The organism is Niallia sp. M35, from assembly GCF_050971705.1.
GTDB lineage: Bacteria > Bacillota > Bacilli > Bacillales > Cytobacillaceae > Niallia > Niallia circulans_A.
Genome location: NZ_JBPCEP010000001.1, coordinates 126430 through 145879, shown reverse-complemented (window position 1 = coordinate 145879; position 19450 = coordinate 126430). Strand labels below are relative to the sequence as shown.

Below are 19450 nucleotides of genomic sequence, written 5' to 3'. Positions count from 1 at the left end.
AATGCATTATAGAGTATTTTAACGAAATAATAAATGAGAACTTTATCTGATGTTTATTCTCTTACTATTCGCATTTTTCCCTTTGTTTAGGAAAGATTACATATACATTCCACCATCAATATGCAATGTTTGCCCTGTGATATAGCTGCTCTCATCAGAAGCTAAAAAGACAACAGCATTAGCAATATCTTCTGGTTTACCAAATTGACCTAACGGAATTTGCGTAAGCATGCCATTTTTCACTTCTTCTGTCAATTTATCCGTCATATCTGTTGTAATAAATCCAGGAGCAATCGCATTTACCGTAATATTACGCTGAGCAAGTTCTTTCGCAGTTGTTTTTGTAAAACCAATCACACCTGCTTTTGCTGCAACATAATTGGCTTGCCCAGGGTTTCCTGTCACACCAACAATGGAGGTGATGTTAATTATTCTGCCTTTTCTTTGCTTCATCATTGGTCTTGTGACTGCTTTCGTGCAGAGGAACACACCTTTAAGATTGGTATTAATAACAGCGTCCCACTCTGAATCTTTCATACGCATTAGCAAATTATCTCTTGTAATTCCAGCATTATTCACCAAAATATCCAGACTGCCAAACGCTTCTAACACTTCTTTCATCATCGCATTTACAGCATCACTATCTGATACATCACATTGAATGCTTATTGCTTTTCTTCCTAAAGCTTCGATCTCCTTCACTACTTCATTGGCACGCTCTACACTTCCTGCATAGTTAACAACAACGTCTGCACCTTGCTTTGCTAACTCAAGTGCAATCGATTTGCCAATTCCTCGAGATGCTCCAGTGACAACAGCAACTTTACCAGCTAATTTCACTTACATATCCCCCTTTAATTCTTCTGCAACTTTACTACTTGTTTCTATATCATTTACAGCATATACTTTTGCTTTTCGATCAATTTTCTTGATTAAACCGGAAAGAACTTTACCAGGTCCAATTTCAATAAATGTATCTACCCCTAAATCAAGCATGTTGCGAACGGAATCTTCCCAAAGGACAGATGAATACAATTGCTCCACCAGCTTTGTTTTTATTTCTGCGTGATCTTGAATTGGAGCTGCCGTTACATTAGCAATGACAGGAATTTTTGCATCTGTTAATTGCAATCCATCTAATACAGATGCAAATTTTTCCGCTGCTGGTTTCATTAACTCAGAATGGAAGGGACCACTTACTTCCAGAGGAATTGCACGCTTTGCACCTGATTCCTTCGCTCTTTCTCCCGCTAATTCAACACCCTTTGTTGTTCCTGAGATTACAATTTGTCCAGGACAATTAAGATTAGCCAACTGTACAGAATTACCTGCATCTGAAATCTCGTGTGTGACCGCAGTTAATTTCTCTCTTTCTAATCCAAGCACAGCGGCCATTGCTCCTTCGCCTGCTGGAACAGCTTCTTGCATATATTCTCCACGTTTGCGAACCGCATATACAGCCTCTTCAAAAGATAGCACACCTGCTGCTACTAACGCTGAATACTCACCTAAGCTATGACCAGCAACAAAATCTGGCTGTATATTAAACTGCTTAAAATGTTCTAAAATGGCGATGCTTGTTGTAAGTAAAGCTGGCTGTGTATTATGGGTAAGCGTAAGCTCTTCCTTTGGTCCATCAAAAATTAAGTCCGTCAAAGAAAAGTTTAATTTTTGATCCGCTTTTTTAAATACATTTGCTGCCGGTTCAAATTGTTCAAATAAATCTTTTCCCATTCCAACTACTTGTGAGCCTTGACCTGGAAAAACAAAAGCGATTTTACTCATTTATTTTTACTCTCCTTTTCTTCCCATTAGAAGTGGAATTCACTATATCTGTCTCTATTTATTCTCCATTGCATCCTTAATTTGAGCGACTACCCCTGATTGCACAAATTCTCTTGTTTGTCTGATTGCACTAAAAACCGCTTGACTATCAGACGAACCATGGGCCTTGATTACAGGGGCATTTAAACCGAATAAGGCAGCTCCGCCATACTCTGAATAATCTAACTTATTTTTAATCTGCTTTAGATTAGGCTTCAAGACAGCAGCAGCCATTTTAGAAGTAAAGCTGCTCATTAACTCGGCCTTAATCATTTTAAACATCGACATTGCTGTTCCCTCAACCGTTTTTAAAATCATATTTCCTGTAAAACCGTCTGTCACAGCAACATCACATACTCCTTCAAGCAAATCACGTGCTTCCACATTTCCGATAAAATGAATATTGGTATTTTGGAGAAGTTCAAAGGTTTTCTTTGTTAACTCATTTCCCTTTTTCTCTTCTGTTCCAATGTTCAATAAGCCGACTCTTGGTTTAGCAACTCCTCTTACTTTTTCAGAATAGATGCTCCCCATCATGGCATATTGAACTAAGTTTTCTGGCTTAGCGTCTACATTTGCACCAACATCAAGTAAAAGGAATCCTTCTCCACCAATCGTCGGCAAGGTTGGTGCTAATGCTGGGCGGTCAATCCCCTCCATTCTACCTACAACGAATAATCCAGTTGCCATTAAGGCACCTGTATTTCCTGCTGATATGAACGCATCTGCTCTTCCCTCTTTTACTTCTGTAGCACCAAGGACCATACTAGCTGTTTTTTTCCTGCGTACTGCTCTTACTGGTTCATCTGTTGCTAAAATTTGCTCTTCTGTATGTAAAATGTTGATTCGTTCTTTATTGGTTAGAGAAGCTTGAATCTGTTTTTCGTCCCCAACAAGAAGTATCTCTAGGTCTGAAAAAGTTTCAATTGCTTTTTGGGCACCAATAACTATTTCCTTTGGGGCATTGTCTCCCCCCATTGCATCCATTGCAATTTTCATCATATTGATTACTCCTTTATCTTTTGGCACGGTACATGTCAAATTCACCTTTAAAAACTAATTCTGTGTTCACATAACTATTCACTTCTACTGTTGTTCTGCCAGTTATACTATCTATATGCTTTACTTTTGCTTTAGCAATAATTCGTTCACCTAATTTAACCGATCTCGTAAAATGAATACTGGCTTTTGCCGTTAGTGCTAGTTCATCGTTAATTAGGGCTACCGCAAGAGAATTCGCTTGTGCAAAGAGATGATGACCCCTTGCAATACCATTTCTTTTAAAAACATGCTCTTCTTTCACTTCAAAGATAGATATAGCTGAACTATCTAATTCCATATCGATTATTTCACCAATGACTTCTTCGATAGGCAATGCTTTCACTTCGTCTTCAAGTGATTGTTTGGCGACATTTTTAATGCGCTCTCTAAGCTCTGGAATGGATAGTTCTAACCGATCTAGTCTTATCGTCTGTACACTAACAGAGAATTTTTCCGCCAATTCCTCGTCTGTAATAAATGGAGTTTCCTTGATTGTCTCCACTAAAAGCTCTTGACGTTCTCTTTTGTTCCTCTTCATTTATTCACACCACCGCACTATTAAGACTAGGTACTAATAGTAGTATATAATTTATACAATGGGATTGCAAGCCGAAGTTTTGTTCTCCGCTAGTGAATAAAAACATAAACCTCAGCCTGAATTCCCTACCCTATCTTTTCCAGCTGTACGATAAGGGGCTATACTATTCTTATGTTATCTGCGGTTATTCAAGCTACTTTATGATTCCTAAACTCTCTCTATAAAAAAGATGTCAACATACTTAAACTTGTTATTTACTAGAAAATATATTGTGATTAATCTAGCTTTTCTCCGTTAAGGACTCCTGTTTCTTCGAGAGAATCTCTTAGCGCTTTGTAGTCGTCATTTTGCCAGAATGCAGTTGACTCGATTAGGATAGCAGCGTCATTTCTTGCTGTTTCCAAGATGCGATAATCGTGTATCATATCACCCATTTTGAATTCAGGTAGACCACTTTGTTTTTTCCCAAAGAAATCTCCTGGTCCTCTTAATTCTAGATCCTTCTCACTTAACACGAACCCATCGCTTGTTTCCGTCATAATTTTCATTCGTTCTTTGCCAACATCTGTTTTCGGATCTGCGATTAATACACAGTAAGACTGGGCATCCCCTCGCCCTACTCTCCCTCTTAGCTGATGAAGCTGTGATAACCCAAATCGTTCTGCATCATATACGAGCATAAATGTCGCATTTGGTACATTAACTCCAACTTCAACAACCGTTGTACTTACAAGCACTTGGATCTCATTCTGACTGAACTGTTTCATCATATTATCTTTCTCTTCTGGATGCAGTTTTCCATGCATAAGCCCTACATTGTATCTGCCTTGGAAAAAGGTAGATAACATCGCATGCACGTCGATCGCATTTTGAACATCCAGTTTTTCGGACTCCTCGATTAACGGACAAATTACATAAGCTTGTCTTCCTTGCTGGAGTTCTTTTTCCATAAACTGCAGGATTCTTGTTAACATATCATGCTTTACCCAATATGTATCGATGTTTTTTCGCCCTGCTGGCATTTCATCGATAATACTGACATCCATCTCACCAAATACCGTGATGGCAAGCGTTCGTGGAATTGGGGTCGCAGTCATAAACAGAACATCTGGATTTTCCCCCTTCTCCCGCAGTACTCTTCTTTGTTCCACACCAAAGCGGTGCTGTTCATCTGTAATGACTAATCCTAATGATTTGAATACTACATCATCTTGGATTAATGCATGTGTCCCTATTAAAATATCGATTTTCCCTTCTTTTAGTTGGGCTAGTAATTCTTTTCTTTTTTTACCTTTAACAGAGCTTGTTAACAAACCACATGTTACGCCAAATTCTGAAAAAATATGATGCAGCGAATCTGCGTGCTGCTCTGCCAGGATTTCTGTCGGTGCCATTAGCGCACCTTGGTTGCCTGAAAGGATCGAAGCATATAACACAATCGCAGCAACAATTGTTTTCCCTGATCCTACATCCCCTTGCAGTAAACGATTCATTCGCACATCTGCTTTCATATCTGTGAGAATTTCGTTTACTACCCTTTTTTGAGCATTTGTCAACGGAAAAGGAAGCTCCTTAATGAAAGTGGTTAGTTTTTCAAGGGAATATTGCTGGCTTTTGCCACCAGAATGTTCTCTTTCGTATTTTCTTAAGGCACTCATTTTTAATTGAAACAAAAGAAATTCTTCATACACAAAACGTCTTCTAGCTTGCGTTAGATCCTCTCTCTTTTCAGGAAAATGGATAATCTTGAGTGCTTCCTTTCGAGGCAGCAAACGATACTTCGTTAACATCGAAGGGGGAAAATTCTCTTCGATTAATTCTCCATATTGATTTAAAGCAGAGGATATATATTTACGTAAACTTTTTACGGTCATATTCCCTTTTACAGCATAGACTGGTTCGAATACATGCCCCTTTTGATTACTGCCAATTTGCAAATGGTTTGCTGTTATGGTCTGCCGGTGCTGATCCCATTTCCCTGTTACCGTAATCAATTCTTGCACAGCTAATTTACTTTTTAAATAGGGCTGATTAAAAAACACAACCGTAATTAAGTACTGTTCGACTAATAGCTTTATAGTTAATCTAGATTTCTTTCTTCCATAAAAAATAAGGGATGGTTCACTATGAACCTTCCCTTCTACCGTCACTTTTTCTTCATGCTTTATTTCTTCGAGGTTTTTCAGACGATAATCCTCATAGCGATAAGGAAAATATTCTAGCAAATCATTAATCTTATGAATATTCATTTCTTCTAACTGTTTTTTTGTTTCGGGTCCAACCCCTTTTATATGTTCAACGGATAGTTGTAAAGACTCACTCACTTGTTTGCGGCAGCTGCACTACCAAAGATTTCAGCTTCTAACCTGCGACCTGTCGGTGTTGCTGCCAACCCTCCCCGTGCTGTTTCTTTAAGCGCTGTAGGCATTGCCTGACCAATGCGATACATACTATCAATTACTTCATCACAGGGGATACGACTTTTAATACCAGCCAAAGCCATATCAGCAGCAATCATCGCATTCGCTGCACCCATTGCATTTCGTTTTACACAAGGAACTTCCACTAATCCAGCAACTGGATCACAAACAAGACCGAGCATATTCTTTAACGTGATGGCCATAGCATGTGCTGATTGTTCTGGTGTTCCTCCTGCCATTTCTACAATTGCTGCTGCAGCCATGCCGGCAGCCGAGCCAACTTCTGCTTGACATCCCCCTGCCGCACCTGAGATGGAAGCATTATTTGCCACAACAAATCCAAATGCACCAGATGTGAAAAGAAATGCAATCATTTGCTTTCTTGTAGGATTCAGTTTATTTTGTACAGCAAATAACGTACCAGGCACCACTCCTGCTGACCCTGCTGTCGGTGTTGCACATATCATTCCCATAGCGGCATTTACTTCATTTGTTGCAACAGCTTTACTTACCGCATCTAGAATAATCTCTCCGGAAAGAAATTGACCTTTCTTAATATAGTTTTGGAGAAGCACCGCATCTCCACCAGTTAATCCAGAATGGGATACAACTCCCTTTAACCCTCTTTCAACCGCTTGCTCCATTACTTGAAGATTCGTTTCCATTTGACCGATAATTTCTTGTCTTGTTTTTCCTGTTACTTGCATTTCTTGTTCTATCATTATTTCGGAAATCGGTAAACTTCTAGTTGTTGCTATTTCTACCAATTCTGCTACATTACGAAACATATTTACCCCTCCCTTTATTCCACGATTGTTGTAACTTTTTCAATTGAATCTAACTGTTCAAGCTCTTTTAAAATCGCTTCTTCTATATTTTGATCGACCTCAATTGTCATTAAAGCCAGTTTTCCTTTTTCTTTACGACTAACTTCCATATGACCAATATTAATTTCGTGTTTAGCCAATACATTAGCCACTTTCGCAATGGCACCAAATCGGTCATTATGAACAACTAATATTGCAGGATGATGACCAGAAAGCTTTAATTGAAAGCCATTTAACTCGATAATTTCTATTTTCCCGCCGCCAATAGAAATACCAACAAGCTCCATTTCTCCGTCGTCGTCCCCTAAATGAATTTTTGCTGTATTAGGATGTTCCGGGATCGCTTCTTCTATATGAAATTTAACTTGGATTCCATGCTGTTCTGCAATTTCTAAGGATTCTTTAATTCGCTCATCAAAGGTATCAAAATCAAGAATCCCTCCAATTATCGCTACATCTGTTCCATGGCCTTTATATGTTTCGGCAAATGAACCATAAAAATGAATGTTTATCCATTTTGGTTCTCTTTCAAAAAGATTACGCGCCACTCTGCCAATCCTTGCAGCACCAGCTGTATGAGAACTGGATGGACCAATCATGACTGGACCAATAATATCAAAAACGCTTTTAAATTTCATGGATTTGTCTCTCCTTAATGGCCAAAAATGGAATTGATATTTCTTTAACATAATACTGTGTTTAAAATGATTACACTATATAATATCATACTATATTAATATATGGTTCTAATTCTTATTGTTCGATAGAAAATAGCTAATTTAGATTAGGGAAGTATGAAAATTTGAAGGGAATTATGTCGAAAGTTTCCTTCCTGCATAACTTTTGTTACGGTATATTCGTTCCTTTTTTCTTTGACATATATATAGTCATTGACGCTATACGAGGACAGAGGACGTCTCTCTGTTCTCTTTTTCTCTACTTCTCCCGAAAAAGGGAACAAATAACAGACGGACCGCTCCATTCCTTCGACTCTCTATAAAATAAAAAAGGCATGCCTCCATATATACAGGCACACCCTTTTAAAAGTACTATTATTCAATAGAAAAAATAAAAGAATACAGTGGTTGTTTACCGTCATGGACTTCTACTTCCACATCTTCAAAATTGTCTTCAATAAAAGATACAAGCGTTTCAACCTCTTCTTCTGTCGCTTCTTCTCCCTTAATTATCGTCACAATTTCTGTATCCTCATCGATCATTGACTTTAAAAGTTCCATTGCAGATTCTGTTTTATCTTTACTTTTTACAATAATTTGTCCTTCTGCAAGTCCCATAAAGTCGCCTGTTTCAATCGCTAGGCCATCAATACTCGTATCTCTGACTGCATACGTAATCTGGCCGGTTTTCACATGTTCAAGCGCTGCTTTCATATTCTTCTCATTTGTTTCTAAATCACTAGAAGGATTAAAAGCGAGTAATGCTGACATTCCTTGTGGAACAGTTTTAGAAGAGATAACCACAACGTCTTGTTCTAATACGTCAGCTGCTTGTTCTGCTGCCATAATAATATTTTTATTATTTGGTAAAATAAAGACCTTTTTCGCATTGATACGTCTCACAGCATTAACAATGTCTTCCGTGCTTGGATTCATTGTTTGACCGCCCTCAATAACATAATGAGCACCGATACTTCTGAAAAGATCTGCAATTCCGCTTCCCATCGAAACTGTTACAACCCCATACTCTTTTTGTTCTTCCACAGAATGAGTATTGTTTACTTCCTCTTTTTCAGCTGCATCCACTAAGCTACTATGCTGTTCACGCATATTTTCAATCTTCATTTTTACCAAATTACCGTATTTTTGTCCAAATGTTAATACTTCACCAGGCTGATTGGAGTGAATATGAATTTTCACAATTTCATCATCCGCAATAACAAGTAATGAATCTCCATATTTACTTAACGCTTGTCTGAAGTCATCTTCTGAAAACGGCTTATTTCCTAACTTTTCTTGTTCTAAACGAACCATAAATTCTGTACAATAGCCGAATTCAATATCTTCTGTATTGATATAACTGTGAACACTTTTATGATGTTCAGCATTTACCAATTCATTCATGGAAACAACATTTTGCACGGCGTCTGGAAGTTTTTCACCCTTTAGCTCCGCAAGAAACCCTTCATATACAAATACTAGTCCTTGCCCACCACTATCAACAACGCCTACTTCTTTTAACACAGGCAGTAGTTCAGGTGTTCTGTTTAACGAAGCTTTTGCTTCTTTTACTGTATCCTCCATGATAACAATGATATTATCATTTTTTTCGGCAGATTGAACCGCTTTCTTTGCAGCATCTTTTGCAACTGTAAGAATCGTCCCTTCTACAGGTTTCATTACTGCTTTATATGCTGTTTCCACACCGAATTGTAAAGCATTAGCAAATTCTTTTCCAGTTATTGTCTCTTTTTGCTCAATATGTTTGGAAAATCCTCGAAACAATTGGGAAAGAATAACCCCTGAATTCCCTCTGGCTCCCATTAATAAACCTCGCGATAATGAGGTTCCAACTTTACCGATATGTGATTGAATATTCTTTTGAACTTCCTTTGCACCTGAAGTCATCGATAAATTCATATTCGTTCCTGTATCTCCATCTGGCACTGGAAAAACATTTAACGCATCTACATATTTAGCATTAGAGGACAAATGGTTTGCTCCTTGGATTACCATTTCGGCAAATCGCTTTCCTTCTAAAACTGTAATTGACACTGTGTTTCCTCCTCTACTACGGGTTCGTCACACGAACTCCCTGAACGTAAATATTAACCGAGTCAACGGCAAGTCCAACTGTCTTATTGAGTGTGTATTTTACTTTCGATTGAACATTGTGCGCAACCTCGGAGATTTTCGTTCCGTAACTTACAATGATATACATATCAATATGTACTTCTTCTTCAACTTTTCGAACGATTACACCACGTGTAAAGTTTTCTTTTCGCAAAATATCTGTTAAACCGTCTTTAATTTGATTTTTCGACGCCATTCCAACGATACCGTAGCAGTCTACTGCTGCCCCACCTGCGATTGTAGCGATAACTTCTGTAGATATATCAATTTGTCCGAAATTCGTTCTTAGTTCAATGGACATGAGTTTTCCCCCTTTGGAATTGCTCCTTGACTACTGACATTTTACTATAATCAAAACGTTTTTGAAAGCTATAGTTAAAAAGCTTATTATTATTATATAACAAAATAACCCTTCTATTAAAGCATTGGGATAAATTCAGAAAACACCTACTTGTTTTACTATTCCCATAAAGTCTTGAGATAAACGGATTTGTTTAATAAGGAAAGACATGTCAAGGAAATTTTCTTGAAAGCTTTTCATCCAACTATTGCATTCATTTAAGTTGTATGATAAATTATTAAGGTATCTGTAACGAGGATTATTTAGCAGACTATAAGTAAATTGCTATCTATGACTTTTCAAACTCATTTTAATGGGTTTCTGTAATAAGGAGGGAAATATACATGCCACGTAAATGTGTTATCACTGGAAGAAAAACAACTACAGGTAATGCTCGTTCCCATGCAATGAACGCTAACAAACGTACTTGGGGAGCTAACCTTCAAAAGGTTCGTATTTTAGTAGACGGTAAACCTAAACGTGTTTGGGTTTCTGCTAGAGCATTAAGATCTGGTAAAGTAGAACGTGTTTAATCAGATCGCAATAAAAAAGGACATGTTACATGTCCTTTTTTATTTTGTCTCCAAACTACAATAGGCAAGTCGTATAAGTACCGTAAGTCCTTGAAATTTCCCGCCAATATCGCGAATGGTTGTCTTTACTAAAAAAATTCGCAGAATCCGTTGTTAATCCTTTTTAAAGGTCCCCAACATCGCCCGGACAAGTCCTCCTAAAAATTTCGGCAATTTAATGGTATAAAATCTCATGAATACTGTCCCTCCTTAATCAATAAACATCGCTAGCACTCACATTTCCTATTAAGATAAAAATTATTAGTACCATCATTTATCAGATTTTAATCACAACTTCTTATTACCATTAATATGCCTTCTTCAAAGGAAAAAGTACCAGTTTCTCGAATTAGTTCATTACTAATACACAATGTGCTGCTAGCAGGAAGATTTCTCCTTACTAAAGGGTATTTAAAACCTTCTAAAGATAGACCTACAATCTTTGTACTATATGGGAAAAATGAAATATATTTATATTCCTCCAGTTTTTTTACCGTATAAGCTCCTGCTTGTACAACAGATACGCTGTTTTGTTTATCGATTATTTCTAGTTGAATATGCTTATTGTCTAACGCTTCTCGTAGTAATAGCTGCAGATTTGCGATTGTGTGATCGAGTCTTCCCCCTGTCGCACCAAATAACCGAATAGTCGTTGCACCTTCTTTAATAGCCCATAAAAGAGCAAGTTCCATGTCTGTTTCATCTTTTTCTGGTTTAAAACGTTTAATAATCCCTGTTTTTTCCTCCATCGCATGCAGTTCTGTTTCCGAAATAGAATCAAAATCACCAAAAGCAGCATAAATCGGCAAGGATCTTTCGATTAAATACATAACACCTCTATCCACACCTATCCAGCAAATATCTTTTGAATAGTTATCTAAATTAGGAATATACTGCTTTGGTCCTCCAGCCATAATATGAACAATCATATTTCTCCTCCTCTTATTACTTTTCTATACAAAAATACAGATCCTTTTTTATATGCCTTTGTCTTCTTTATCTACTTTGATTACTAATCAATCCAGATAAATAGTCCAAACGGCTATATAGAAAGAATCTGCTTTAAGGCTGTAAATACAAAATAAGTAAAAGTCTATTGAGATGTGATTTCCAAGAATTCAATCGTTTTTAGGTGTATATGCTCGGTCTTCTCATCTCTGCCCAAGCTCCCAAAATGGAATATAGAATTCTCTCCTAATCAGAAAAAACTAATACTTCGGTTTTCGATCTCTAATTTCTTGTAAGAAATCTTTATAGTGCTCATAACGATAAGTTGGAATTTCATTATTTTCTACCGCTTCTTTCACTGCACATTTTGGTTCTGAAAGATGTAGACAGCCCCTAAACTTACAGTTTTCGCTTGTTTTTTCTATTTCAGGAAAACAATAATTCAAATCTTCTCCTTCAATTTCTAGAAACTCCAGTGAACTAAAGCCAGGTGTATCTGCAACAAGTCCATCTCCAATTGAGATAAGCTCTACATGTCTTGTTGTATGCTTTCCTCTTCCTAAACTGGAGGAGATTTCATTTGTCTTTAAGTCTAAATCAGGTCTAATTACATTTAACAAAGAAGACTTTCCTACTCCCGATTGTCCGGCAAATACCGATATTTTATCCTTTAAATAAGGCAGCAGCTGTCCTATACCCGTTTCGGTTTCAGAAGAGGTTAAAATGACAGGATACCCCACAGCTTCATATTGTGCTGCGTACTCCTTCATCTTTTCAACCACCTCACTACTTGCTAAATCCATTTTTGTCATACAGATTACCGGATCAATTCTATTGTATTCAATTAATACTAGAAAACGATCTAATAATGCAGTACTAAAATCAGGTTCCACACTAGAAAAGACAAGAATTGCTTGATCCACATTGGCAATCGGTGGTCTAACTAATTCATTTTTTCTTTCTTTTACTTCTAGAATGTAGCCATCTGTTGTGTTCTCTGCCTGAAAAACGACTTCATCACCTACTAAAGGAGTTATCTTATTTTTTCGAAAAACGCCTCGACCGCGACACTGTATTAATTGCCCCTCACTTAATACATAATAAAATCCACTTAACGCTTTAATAATTTTGCCTTTAGGCATAAATATAACGCTCCTTACTTACTTCAACTCGCTTATAAAAGTTCTTGCGTGTCTCTAAAAACTATTAAAAAAACGACAGCTTATTAGAAACTACCTACTTAAAAAGCATTCCCTTTCTTGCTTAATTCAAACCAATTACTAGTTAGGATAAGGAACCTCTTCATCAAGAATGACCACACTGTCAATCTGCACTCGATAATATCCTTTTTGCCCTTCAGGAATTTGCAGATAGATTGTCTTTTTAGTATTTTCGGTAATCTTAAATGTTTCAGCTGGTTCTGTCATACTATTATTAAAATCACCAATATATATTCTTACTGTTTGTTCGACCGGCTTCCCATCAGCAGTCATTTCCGTCGGTTCATATGGAATAGATATTTCTTTCATTACTTCTTTCGGTTGGACTTCTTTTTTTCCTTTAGAAAGAACAACAGTAATTTCTGCTCCTTTTTTCAAATTAGTACGAGCTTCAGGCGTTTGAGAAATGACTAGACCTTTTTCCACTGTGTCACTATATTCTTCCTTAAAAGTTACCGTTAAACCAACATCGTCCACATAGTCATTTACTTCTTTTTTCGTATAATCCGATAAATCCTTGACACTAATCAATTGTGCACCTTTACTAATTGTAAATTCTAATGATGTTTCACTTGGTACTACTTCCTCTTTTGGCTTAATATTTTGTTCTAATATTGTTCCTGGTTCACTATCATCAAATACTTCGATAGGCTCAATATCTTTAAAATCGAATCCTTCTGATTCTAATAGTTTCACCACATCATCATATTTTCTTCCTACATAATCACTGAGAACGACCGTCTCTTTTCCAAGACTTTCATAAATAGTAATTTCTGTCCCTTCTCTTCGCGCGCTGCCTGCACTAGGACTTGTTTTAATAACATGACCTTTTTTCACATCATCACTATTTAAGGTAATAGTATCAGACACTACGAAGCCTTTTTCTTCGAGCGTTGTCTTTGCTTTATCTAATTCTAAACCAGCGACATCAGGAACAACTATATCTTCTGGTGCAAGTAAATCTGGCAGAAGAAATAATACTAGTCCCATTATTAATAGCAAGGCGAGAAAGGTTGAAATAATAATCGCAGCAATTTTCTTTCCCTTTTTCTTAGCTTTCTTCTTTTTCTCTTTCTTTTCTTTCTTTTTTGGAGATTCCTTTACCAAGGTTTTTCCTTGATCTTCTTTTTCATTTGTATGAATAATCGTCTCATCAAAATTTTTATATAAACCATCATTTGTAATAACCGGAATTGCTTTTGTTGCTTCGTCATCAACTGGTGTTGCAAACTTGGGTTCATCTAGTCTCTCTAAATTTAAAGCTGTTTGCAAATCCTCTGACATTTCTTCCATACTATTATACCGATAAAAAGGATCTTTCGCAGTAGCTTTTAAGACGATATTCTCCACACTTTGCGGGATCGCTTCATTCCATCTTCTAACACTAGGAGTTTCAGACTGCAAATGCTTTAAAGCAATCGAAACAGCTGATTCACCAGAAAAAGGCAATCTCCCTGTTAATAATTCAAACATTACAATCCCAAGAGAGTAAATATCAGATTTTTTATTCGCCATTCCACCACGAGCTTGTTCTGGTGATAAATAATGAACAGAGCCTAGCACAGAATTTGTTTGCGTGATGCTTGTCGCACTTAACGCCATCGCAATTCCAAAATCGGTTACTTTTACTTTTCCTTCTTTATCTATTAAAATATTATGCGGTTTTATATCGCGATGGATTATATTATTTTGATGTGCATGTGCGATTGCTGATGTTATTTGTTGCATAATTGCGATAACTGTCTCTACAGAAAGTGGTGAGTTTTTATGTATGTATTGTTTCAGTGTATCGCCTTCCACATATTCCATAACAATATAATAGATGTCTCCTTCTTCTCCTACATCATATATATTGACGACATTCGGATGAGCTAAGCTTGTAGCAGATTGCGCTTCGCGATGAAATCGTTTAATAAACTCCTCATCATTGACATAATCGAGTCTTAGCATCTTCACTGCTACATCTCGATCTAAAATCATGTCATGCGCAAGGTAGACGTTTGCCATTCCACCTCCGCCAATCATCTCTAAGACTTTATAACGGCCACTTATTCTTTTTCCAATCATCATTGCCCTTCACCTGCTTGATGACCATCCCCATACTCCAAAATAACGACCGTAATATTATCTTCTCCGCCATTTATATTGGCAATTTCGATTAAAGTAGAAGCCTTTTCTTCTAATGTAATCTCTTTTTCAAGAATCTCTTTTATTTGTTGATCCGTTACTTTGTTCGATAGTCCATCAGAACAAATAAATATGATGTCGCCTTCTTCAAATATAATGGTCATCACATCAATATTTAACTGAGCATCTGTTCCAAGCGCTCTCAAAACAACATTTTTTCTGGGATGATGCTCTGCATCTTCTTTCGAAATTTGGCCCATGCGAACTAATTCATTTACTAAGGAATGATCTTCTGTAATTTGTTTAAAGCCATCTTCGTTATAAAGATAGCACCGACTGTCTCCCACATGAGCAATCGTCGCAAAATTTTCCGTACTGATTACCCCTATAATAGTAGTACCCATGCCTTCACATTCTGGATGGGTGGAAGCATAATCGAAAACATATTGATTGACCTCTAAAATATTGGATTCCAACCAGTTTTCTGCCTCATCTGCTGTTTTAATTTCCTCTACCATTGTCCAAAGTTCTGTCAGTTTCTCAACAGTGAGTGAGCTTGCAACGTCACCTGCACGGTGTCCACCCATGCCATCAGCTACGATGGCAAGGCGTTGACCGCTTTTATTTCTAATAATTGCTCCACTATCCTCATTATGTTGTCTAACTTTCCCCTTATCAGTCATAAAAATTTGACTCAAAGGTGATCACCTCGTCTCTTCTTTTCTCTCCTTCGCACGAAGCTGTCCACATGCAGCATCGATATCTGAACCTTGCTCACGACGGATTGTTACATTTACTCCATGTTTCTTTAACGTTTTTTCAAATAAAAAGATTTGATCCTTCGGTGTTCTTACATAATCTCTTTCTGGTACATAGTTAACAGGAATTAAGTTTACGTGACACTTGATTCCTTTCACAAGCTCAGCTAACTCTTCCGCATGCTCAACTTGATCATTTACGTTCCCAAACAAACCATACTCAAAACTTACACGTCTACCTGTTTTATCCACATAGTAGCGGATAGCTTCAATTAAATCAGGTAATTTATACGCTCTGTTAATTGGCATTAGTCTGCTTCTTAACTCTGTGTTTGGCGCGTGCAGAGAAACCGCGAAATTAATTTGCATATTTTGATCCGCAAATTCATAAATTTTCGGGATAATCCCACTGGTTGACACAGTGATATGTCTTGCTCCAATATTTAATGCTTGTTCATGGTTAATAATTTTGAGGAAACTTAACATACTAGTAAAGTTATCAAATGGTTCCCCAATTCCCATAATAACAACTGAACTTACACGTTCGCCTAATTCATCTAATGCCTGTTGTACTTTTACGACTTGTGCAACGATTTCTCCTGCTTCTAAGTTTCTTTTTAATCCACCTAATGTAGAAGCACAGAAAGTACAGCCGATTCGACAGCCAACTTGGGTTGTTACACAAACAGAATTACCATAATCATGGCGCATTAAAACTGTTTCAATGGAATATCCATCATGTAATTCAAATAAAAATTTAATAGTCCCATCATTTGATGTTTGCTGAATAAGCGTATTTAATGTTGTAATCGTAAAATTTTCCTGAAGCATTAAACGTAAATTTTTCGATAAGTTAGACATGTCTTCAAAAGAGGTTACTCTCTTTTTATATAGCCATTCAAAAATTTGATCCGCACGAAACGCCTTTTCATTATGCGCTGTCAGCCAATCCTTTAGTGCTTGCAATTCCATTGAGTATATCGAGGGAATAGTTGGTTCTGCTTTTTGTCTTCTTCTTGATGATATTTTTACTTGTTCCATCATTGCACCTTCTTTCTTAATGCTGCAATATAAAAGCCATCTGAGCCAAAATATTGCGGTAATATCTGTAATTCATTTCCTTCTGCGTAATTCTTTACATCTTGAGGCAGACGATCTGCCAATGTACTATCTCTCTCAAACTGCGTATTGGCAGCTAAGAATTTCTCCACCACTTCTTCATTCTCTGCTTTATCAATGGTACAGGTACTATATACTAATATTCCACCTTTTTTTAAAAGCGGGGAAACAGATGCTAGTAAATCCAACTGAATTTTCTGCAGCCGATCGACATCTGCTTCTGTTTTTGTATATTTCATATCTGGCTTTCTTCTCATTACGCCAAACCCTGAACATGGTGCATCTAACAGAATTCGATCAAAGCTTTCTTGCTCCAAGCTTTTGTCCAGCTTTCTTGAATCCATTGCCTTCGTTTCAATCGTTGGTAAATTTAAGCGGTCTGCATTTTGCTTAATCAGCTTTACTTTATGGTCATGAAGGTCAATAGAAAGGATGTTGCCGTCCTTATTCATCTTCTCTGCAATATGAGTAGATTTACCACCTGGAGCTGCACAAGCATCCAATACGGAATAAGGTTTGTCTAAATCTAGTGCATAAGCAACAATCATCGAGCTTTCATCTTGAATCGTCAGCAGCCCTTTTTCATAAGCAGATGAATGAGCGATATTTCCCTTTAAAACTTTAATCCCTTCTGGAATTACCTCACTTGCTTCTACTTGAAATCCTTCTTCTGTTAAAAGTTCTATACATTCCGTTACAGAAACCTTTGTTGTATTAACCCTTGCAGTTTGCATCGGTGCTGTTAGATTAATTTCGCACATTTTTTTCGCTTCTTCTACACCAAGCTGCTCGACCCATCTTTTTACAAGCCAAGTAGGATGACTTGTTTCAATGGAAAGTCGTTCTATTTCATCTTGAATCTCATGAAAGGATGGCAATCCTTGTCTTTGCATATTTCTTAGTACAGCATTTACAAAGCCGCTTATTCCTTTATGACCCCTTTTTTTAGCAATTTCTACTGCTTCATTTATGGCAGCATGATCGGGAATACGATCTAAATAAACAATTTGATAGACAGTCATCTGCAGAAGAATATAAACCCACTCTTCTATTTTCTTTCCTTTATTGAGGAAAGGACGTAGATAAAATTCAAGGGTCATTTTTCGTTGCAGCGTTCCATAAACAATTTCTGTTAACAAACCGATATCTTTAGATGGAATCTCATTTTTCTTAATCGTCGTATTTAGCAATAAGTTACTATACGCTTGATTTTTTTGAATAGCTTCCAAAATATCTAATGCTGCTTCTCGCACATTTTTTTTAGTTTTCTTCATTCGTAACTCCTAATATCTCATTTACTTGCATTTTACTGCCAGCCCCACGTAAGAATTCGCTGATGTCCATTTTCTTCTTGCCCGCTGGTTGTACTTCTGTTAATTGAATGTATGTGTCATTACCTGTTGCCACAATTGGACCTTGATCTGTTATGTCGACAATCGTTCCAGGAGCGGCATCTTTCTTTTTCGCCACTTTCTTCCCCGCCCATACTTTCATCACCTTTCCTTGATAAAGAGTGAAAGCTACTGGCCAAGGATTTAGTCCACGTATTTTATTGTAAATTTCTTCTCCAGAAACAGTCCAGTCAATTTGTTCGTCCGAACGCTTCAGATTTGGCGCAAACGTCGCCTCCTCATCATTTTGCGGAATTGGTGTAATTTCTCCTGCTAACAGTTTAGGCAAAGTTTCCGCTAATAAATCACTTCCGACACGACTTAATTTATCATGCAGTGTCCCTACTGTATCTTCTTCTTCAATTTCCACTTCCGCAACTGAAATAATATCACCAGCATCCAACTTCTCGGCCATATACATAATCGTAATACCGGTTTTTTCTTTTCCTTGTAAAATACTGTAATGAATTGGAGCTCCTCCTCTTAATTCAGGAAGCAAGGACGCATGAACATTCACACAGCCGAATTTTGGTGCATCTAATAGCTCTTTTGGCAAAATTTGACCGAACGCAGCAGTCACAATAATATCCGGGTTCAAAGAGATAATAGCTTTCAGCTCGTCTGATTGACGAATCTTCTCTGGTTGATAGACAGGGATATCATGTTTTAGAGCTTCTACCTTTACTGGCGGCGGGGTTAACACCTTTTTTCTGCCCACAGGACGATCAGGCTGTGTCACAACCGCAATTACTTCATACTTTTCTTCTAATAATCTTTGTAATACAGGAACAGAGAAATCCGGGGTTCCCATAAACACTACTTTAGTCATTTGCTTCCACTCCTTCTAGCTCATCTTCCTCTAGATAGCGAATTACCTTTGATGTAAATAGCACTCCATCTAAATGATCCATTTCATGTAAAATTGCTCGTGCTAAATATTCTTCTGCTTCTATTATATATTTTTTTCCTTTTCTATTTTGCGCCTCTACTGTAATAGACAATGGTCTTTCGACATCTCCGAATAATCCCGGGAAACTTAAACATCCTTCGGGACCAACTTGAGAGCCATTTACTTCTAATAATTTGGGATTAATTAATTCCAGTGTACCCATATCATCATCAATATCTACTACAGCAATGCGTTTCGATATACCGATTTGTGGAGCAGCTAGTCCTACTCCGTCAAATTCAATCATTGTATCATACATATCGTTTAATAACTTTGCTAATTTTTTATCAAAGACTGTAACTTCCGCGCATGGTATTTCTAACACCGGATCCGGGTACATTACAATTTGTTTTACTGCCACATTATTTCCTCCAAACGTTAAGAGAGATAGTCGATTAAAGGTTTGCTAGTATTAATCGAAGACAGTCTTGCCATTATTGTTCAGACAAACAGCCTATGCTAAAACTCATTCCTTTTTGTATTTTATCAAACCCTGCTACTAAATAGCTATGTATTCCTTTTGGAAATTAATTCGTTCGTTACTATTTTTTTGAGCGGACAAAATA

The 19450-nt window shown here is 37.2% G+C and carries 19 protein-coding genes; 1 reads left to right on the top strand and 18 read right to left on the bottom strand.

The genetic code is table 11. The features are described from left to right. Positions 1 to 96: 96 nt before the first annotated feature. The 9 genes from fabG to NiCM35_RS00675 all read right to left on the bottom strand — a co-directional run bounded on the left by fabG (position 97) and on the right by NiCM35_RS00675 (position 9761). Entirely contained in the window at positions 97 to 840 is a 744-nt protein-coding gene (gene fabG / locus NiCM35_RS00715; protein ID WP_433778269.1) for a 3-oxoacyl-[acyl-carrier-protein] reductase, read from the bottom strand. Then, positions 841 to 1785 carry an ACP S-malonyltransferase gene (fabD, locus tag NiCM35_RS00710; RefSeq protein WP_433778267.1) on the bottom strand — a complete coding sequence of 315 codons (945 nt, stop codon included), beginning with the start codon at positions 1783 to 1785 and terminating at the stop codon, positions 841 to 843. Positions 1786 to 1839: 54 nt separating this feature from the next. Beyond that, positions 1840 to 2823, bottom strand: coding sequence for a phosphate acyltransferase PlsX (plsX, locus tag NiCM35_RS00705; protein WP_095329178.1), 984 nt, complete (start codon positions 2821 to 2823; stop codon positions 1840 to 1842). A gap of 16 nt (positions 2824 to 2839) precedes the next feature. Further along, the gene (fapR, locus tag NiCM35_RS00700) at positions 2840 to 3403 is read right to left on the bottom strand and encodes a transcription factor FapR (protein ID WP_095329145.1); all 564 of its coding nucleotides are present in this window, start codon (positions 3401 to 3403) and stop codon (positions 2840 to 2842) included. Positions 3404 to 3678: 275 nt separating this feature from the next. After that, entirely contained in the window at positions 3679 to 5727 is a 2049-nt protein-coding gene (gene recG / locus NiCM35_RS00695) for an ATP-dependent DNA helicase RecG (RefSeq protein WP_433778264.1), read from the bottom strand. Further along, positions 5724 to 6611 carry an L-serine ammonia-lyase, iron-sulfur-dependent, subunit alpha gene (gene sdaAA / locus NiCM35_RS00690; RefSeq protein ID WP_095329143.1) on the bottom strand — a complete coding sequence of 296 codons (888 nt, stop codon included), beginning with the start codon at positions 6609 to 6611 and terminating at the stop codon, positions 5724 to 5726. The genes recG and sdaAA overlap by 4 nt, the downstream gene beginning before the upstream one ends. A 14-nt stretch (positions 6612 to 6625) precedes the next feature. After that, positions 6626 to 7288 (bottom strand): L-serine ammonia-lyase, iron-sulfur-dependent subunit beta, encoded by a 663-nt coding sequence (gene sdaAB, locus NiCM35_RS00685; protein ID WP_095329142.1) that lies wholly within the window; start codon positions 7286 to 7288, stop codon positions 6626 to 6628. Between the two features lie 414 nt (positions 7289 to 7702). Then, on the bottom strand, positions 7703 to 9382 hold the full coding sequence (locus NiCM35_RS00680; protein WP_433778262.1) for a DAK2 domain-containing protein: 1680 nt from the start codon (positions 9380 to 9382) through the stop codon (positions 7703 to 7705). 16 nt (positions 9383 to 9398) lie between these two features. After that, positions 9399 to 9761: an Asp23/Gls24 family envelope stress response protein gene (locus NiCM35_RS00675; protein ID WP_095329140.1), complete on the bottom strand. Its 363-nt coding sequence runs from the start codon at positions 9759 to 9761 to the stop codon at positions 9399 to 9401. Positions 9762 to 10144: 383 nt separating this feature from the next. On the opposite strand from NiCM35_RS00675, the gene rpmB reads away from it, so the two are divergent. After that, positions 10145 to 10333, top strand: a complete 189-nt coding sequence (gene rpmB / locus NiCM35_RS00670; RefSeq protein WP_016201071.1) for a 50S ribosomal protein L28 — start codon at positions 10145 to 10147, stop codon at positions 10331 to 10333. A gap of 153 nt (positions 10334 to 10486) precedes the next feature. Here the strand turns inward: rpmB and spoVM are convergent, their stop codons facing one another. From spoVM to def, 9 genes are all read right to left on the bottom strand, one after another. Further along, entirely contained in the window at positions 10487 to 10567 is an 81-nt protein-coding gene (gene spoVM / locus NiCM35_RS00665) for a stage V sporulation protein SpoVM (protein ID WP_016201070.1), read from the bottom strand. 89 nt (positions 10568 to 10656) lie between these two features. After that, the gene (locus tag NiCM35_RS00660) at positions 10657 to 11301 is read right to left on the bottom strand and encodes a thiamine diphosphokinase (protein ID WP_095329139.1); all 645 of its coding nucleotides are present in this window, start codon (positions 11299 to 11301) and stop codon (positions 10657 to 10659) included. 279 nt (positions 11302 to 11580) lie between these two features. Next, entirely contained in the window at positions 11581 to 12462 is an 882-nt protein-coding gene (gene rsgA, locus NiCM35_RS00655) for a ribosome small subunit-dependent GTPase A (RefSeq protein WP_095329138.1), read from the bottom strand. A gap of 138 nt (positions 12463 to 12600) precedes the next feature. Beyond that, complete coding sequence (pknB, locus tag NiCM35_RS00650; RefSeq protein ID WP_433778258.1) at positions 12601 to 14610, bottom strand: Stk1 family PASTA domain-containing Ser/Thr kinase; 2010 nt, start codon at positions 14608 to 14610, stop codon at positions 12601 to 12603. Beyond that, positions 14607 to 15365 carry a Stp1/IreP family PP2C-type Ser/Thr phosphatase gene (locus tag NiCM35_RS00645; protein WP_433778257.1) on the bottom strand — a complete coding sequence of 253 codons (759 nt, stop codon included), beginning with the start codon at positions 15363 to 15365 and terminating at the stop codon, positions 14607 to 14609. The genes pknB and NiCM35_RS00645 overlap by 4 nt, the downstream gene beginning before the upstream one ends. A gap of 6 nt (positions 15366 to 15371) precedes the next feature. Further along, positions 15372 to 16466 carry a dual-specificity RNA methyltransferase RlmN gene (gene rlmN / locus NiCM35_RS00640; RefSeq protein ID WP_341182555.1) on the bottom strand — a complete coding sequence of 365 codons (1095 nt, stop codon included), beginning with the start codon at positions 16464 to 16466 and terminating at the stop codon, positions 15372 to 15374. Then, positions 16466 to 17818: a 16S rRNA (cytosine(967)-C(5))-methyltransferase RsmB gene (gene rsmB, locus NiCM35_RS00635; protein ID WP_433778256.1), complete on the bottom strand. Its 1353-nt coding sequence runs from the start codon at positions 17816 to 17818 to the stop codon at positions 16466 to 16468. Before rsmB ends, rlmN begins: the two co-directional genes overlap by 1 nt. Continuing rightward, the gene (fmt, locus tag NiCM35_RS00630) at positions 17805 to 18764 is read right to left on the bottom strand and encodes a methionyl-tRNA formyltransferase (protein WP_095329134.1); all 960 of its coding nucleotides are present in this window, start codon (positions 18762 to 18764) and stop codon (positions 17805 to 17807) included. The genes rsmB and fmt overlap by 14 nt, the downstream gene beginning before the upstream one ends. Further along, on the bottom strand, positions 18757 to 19245 hold the full coding sequence (gene def, locus NiCM35_RS00625) for a peptide deformylase (protein ID WP_095329133.1): 489 nt from the start codon (positions 19243 to 19245) through the stop codon (positions 18757 to 18759). The genes fmt and def overlap by 8 nt, the downstream gene beginning before the upstream one ends. Positions 19246 to 19450 lie beyond the last annotated feature (205 nt).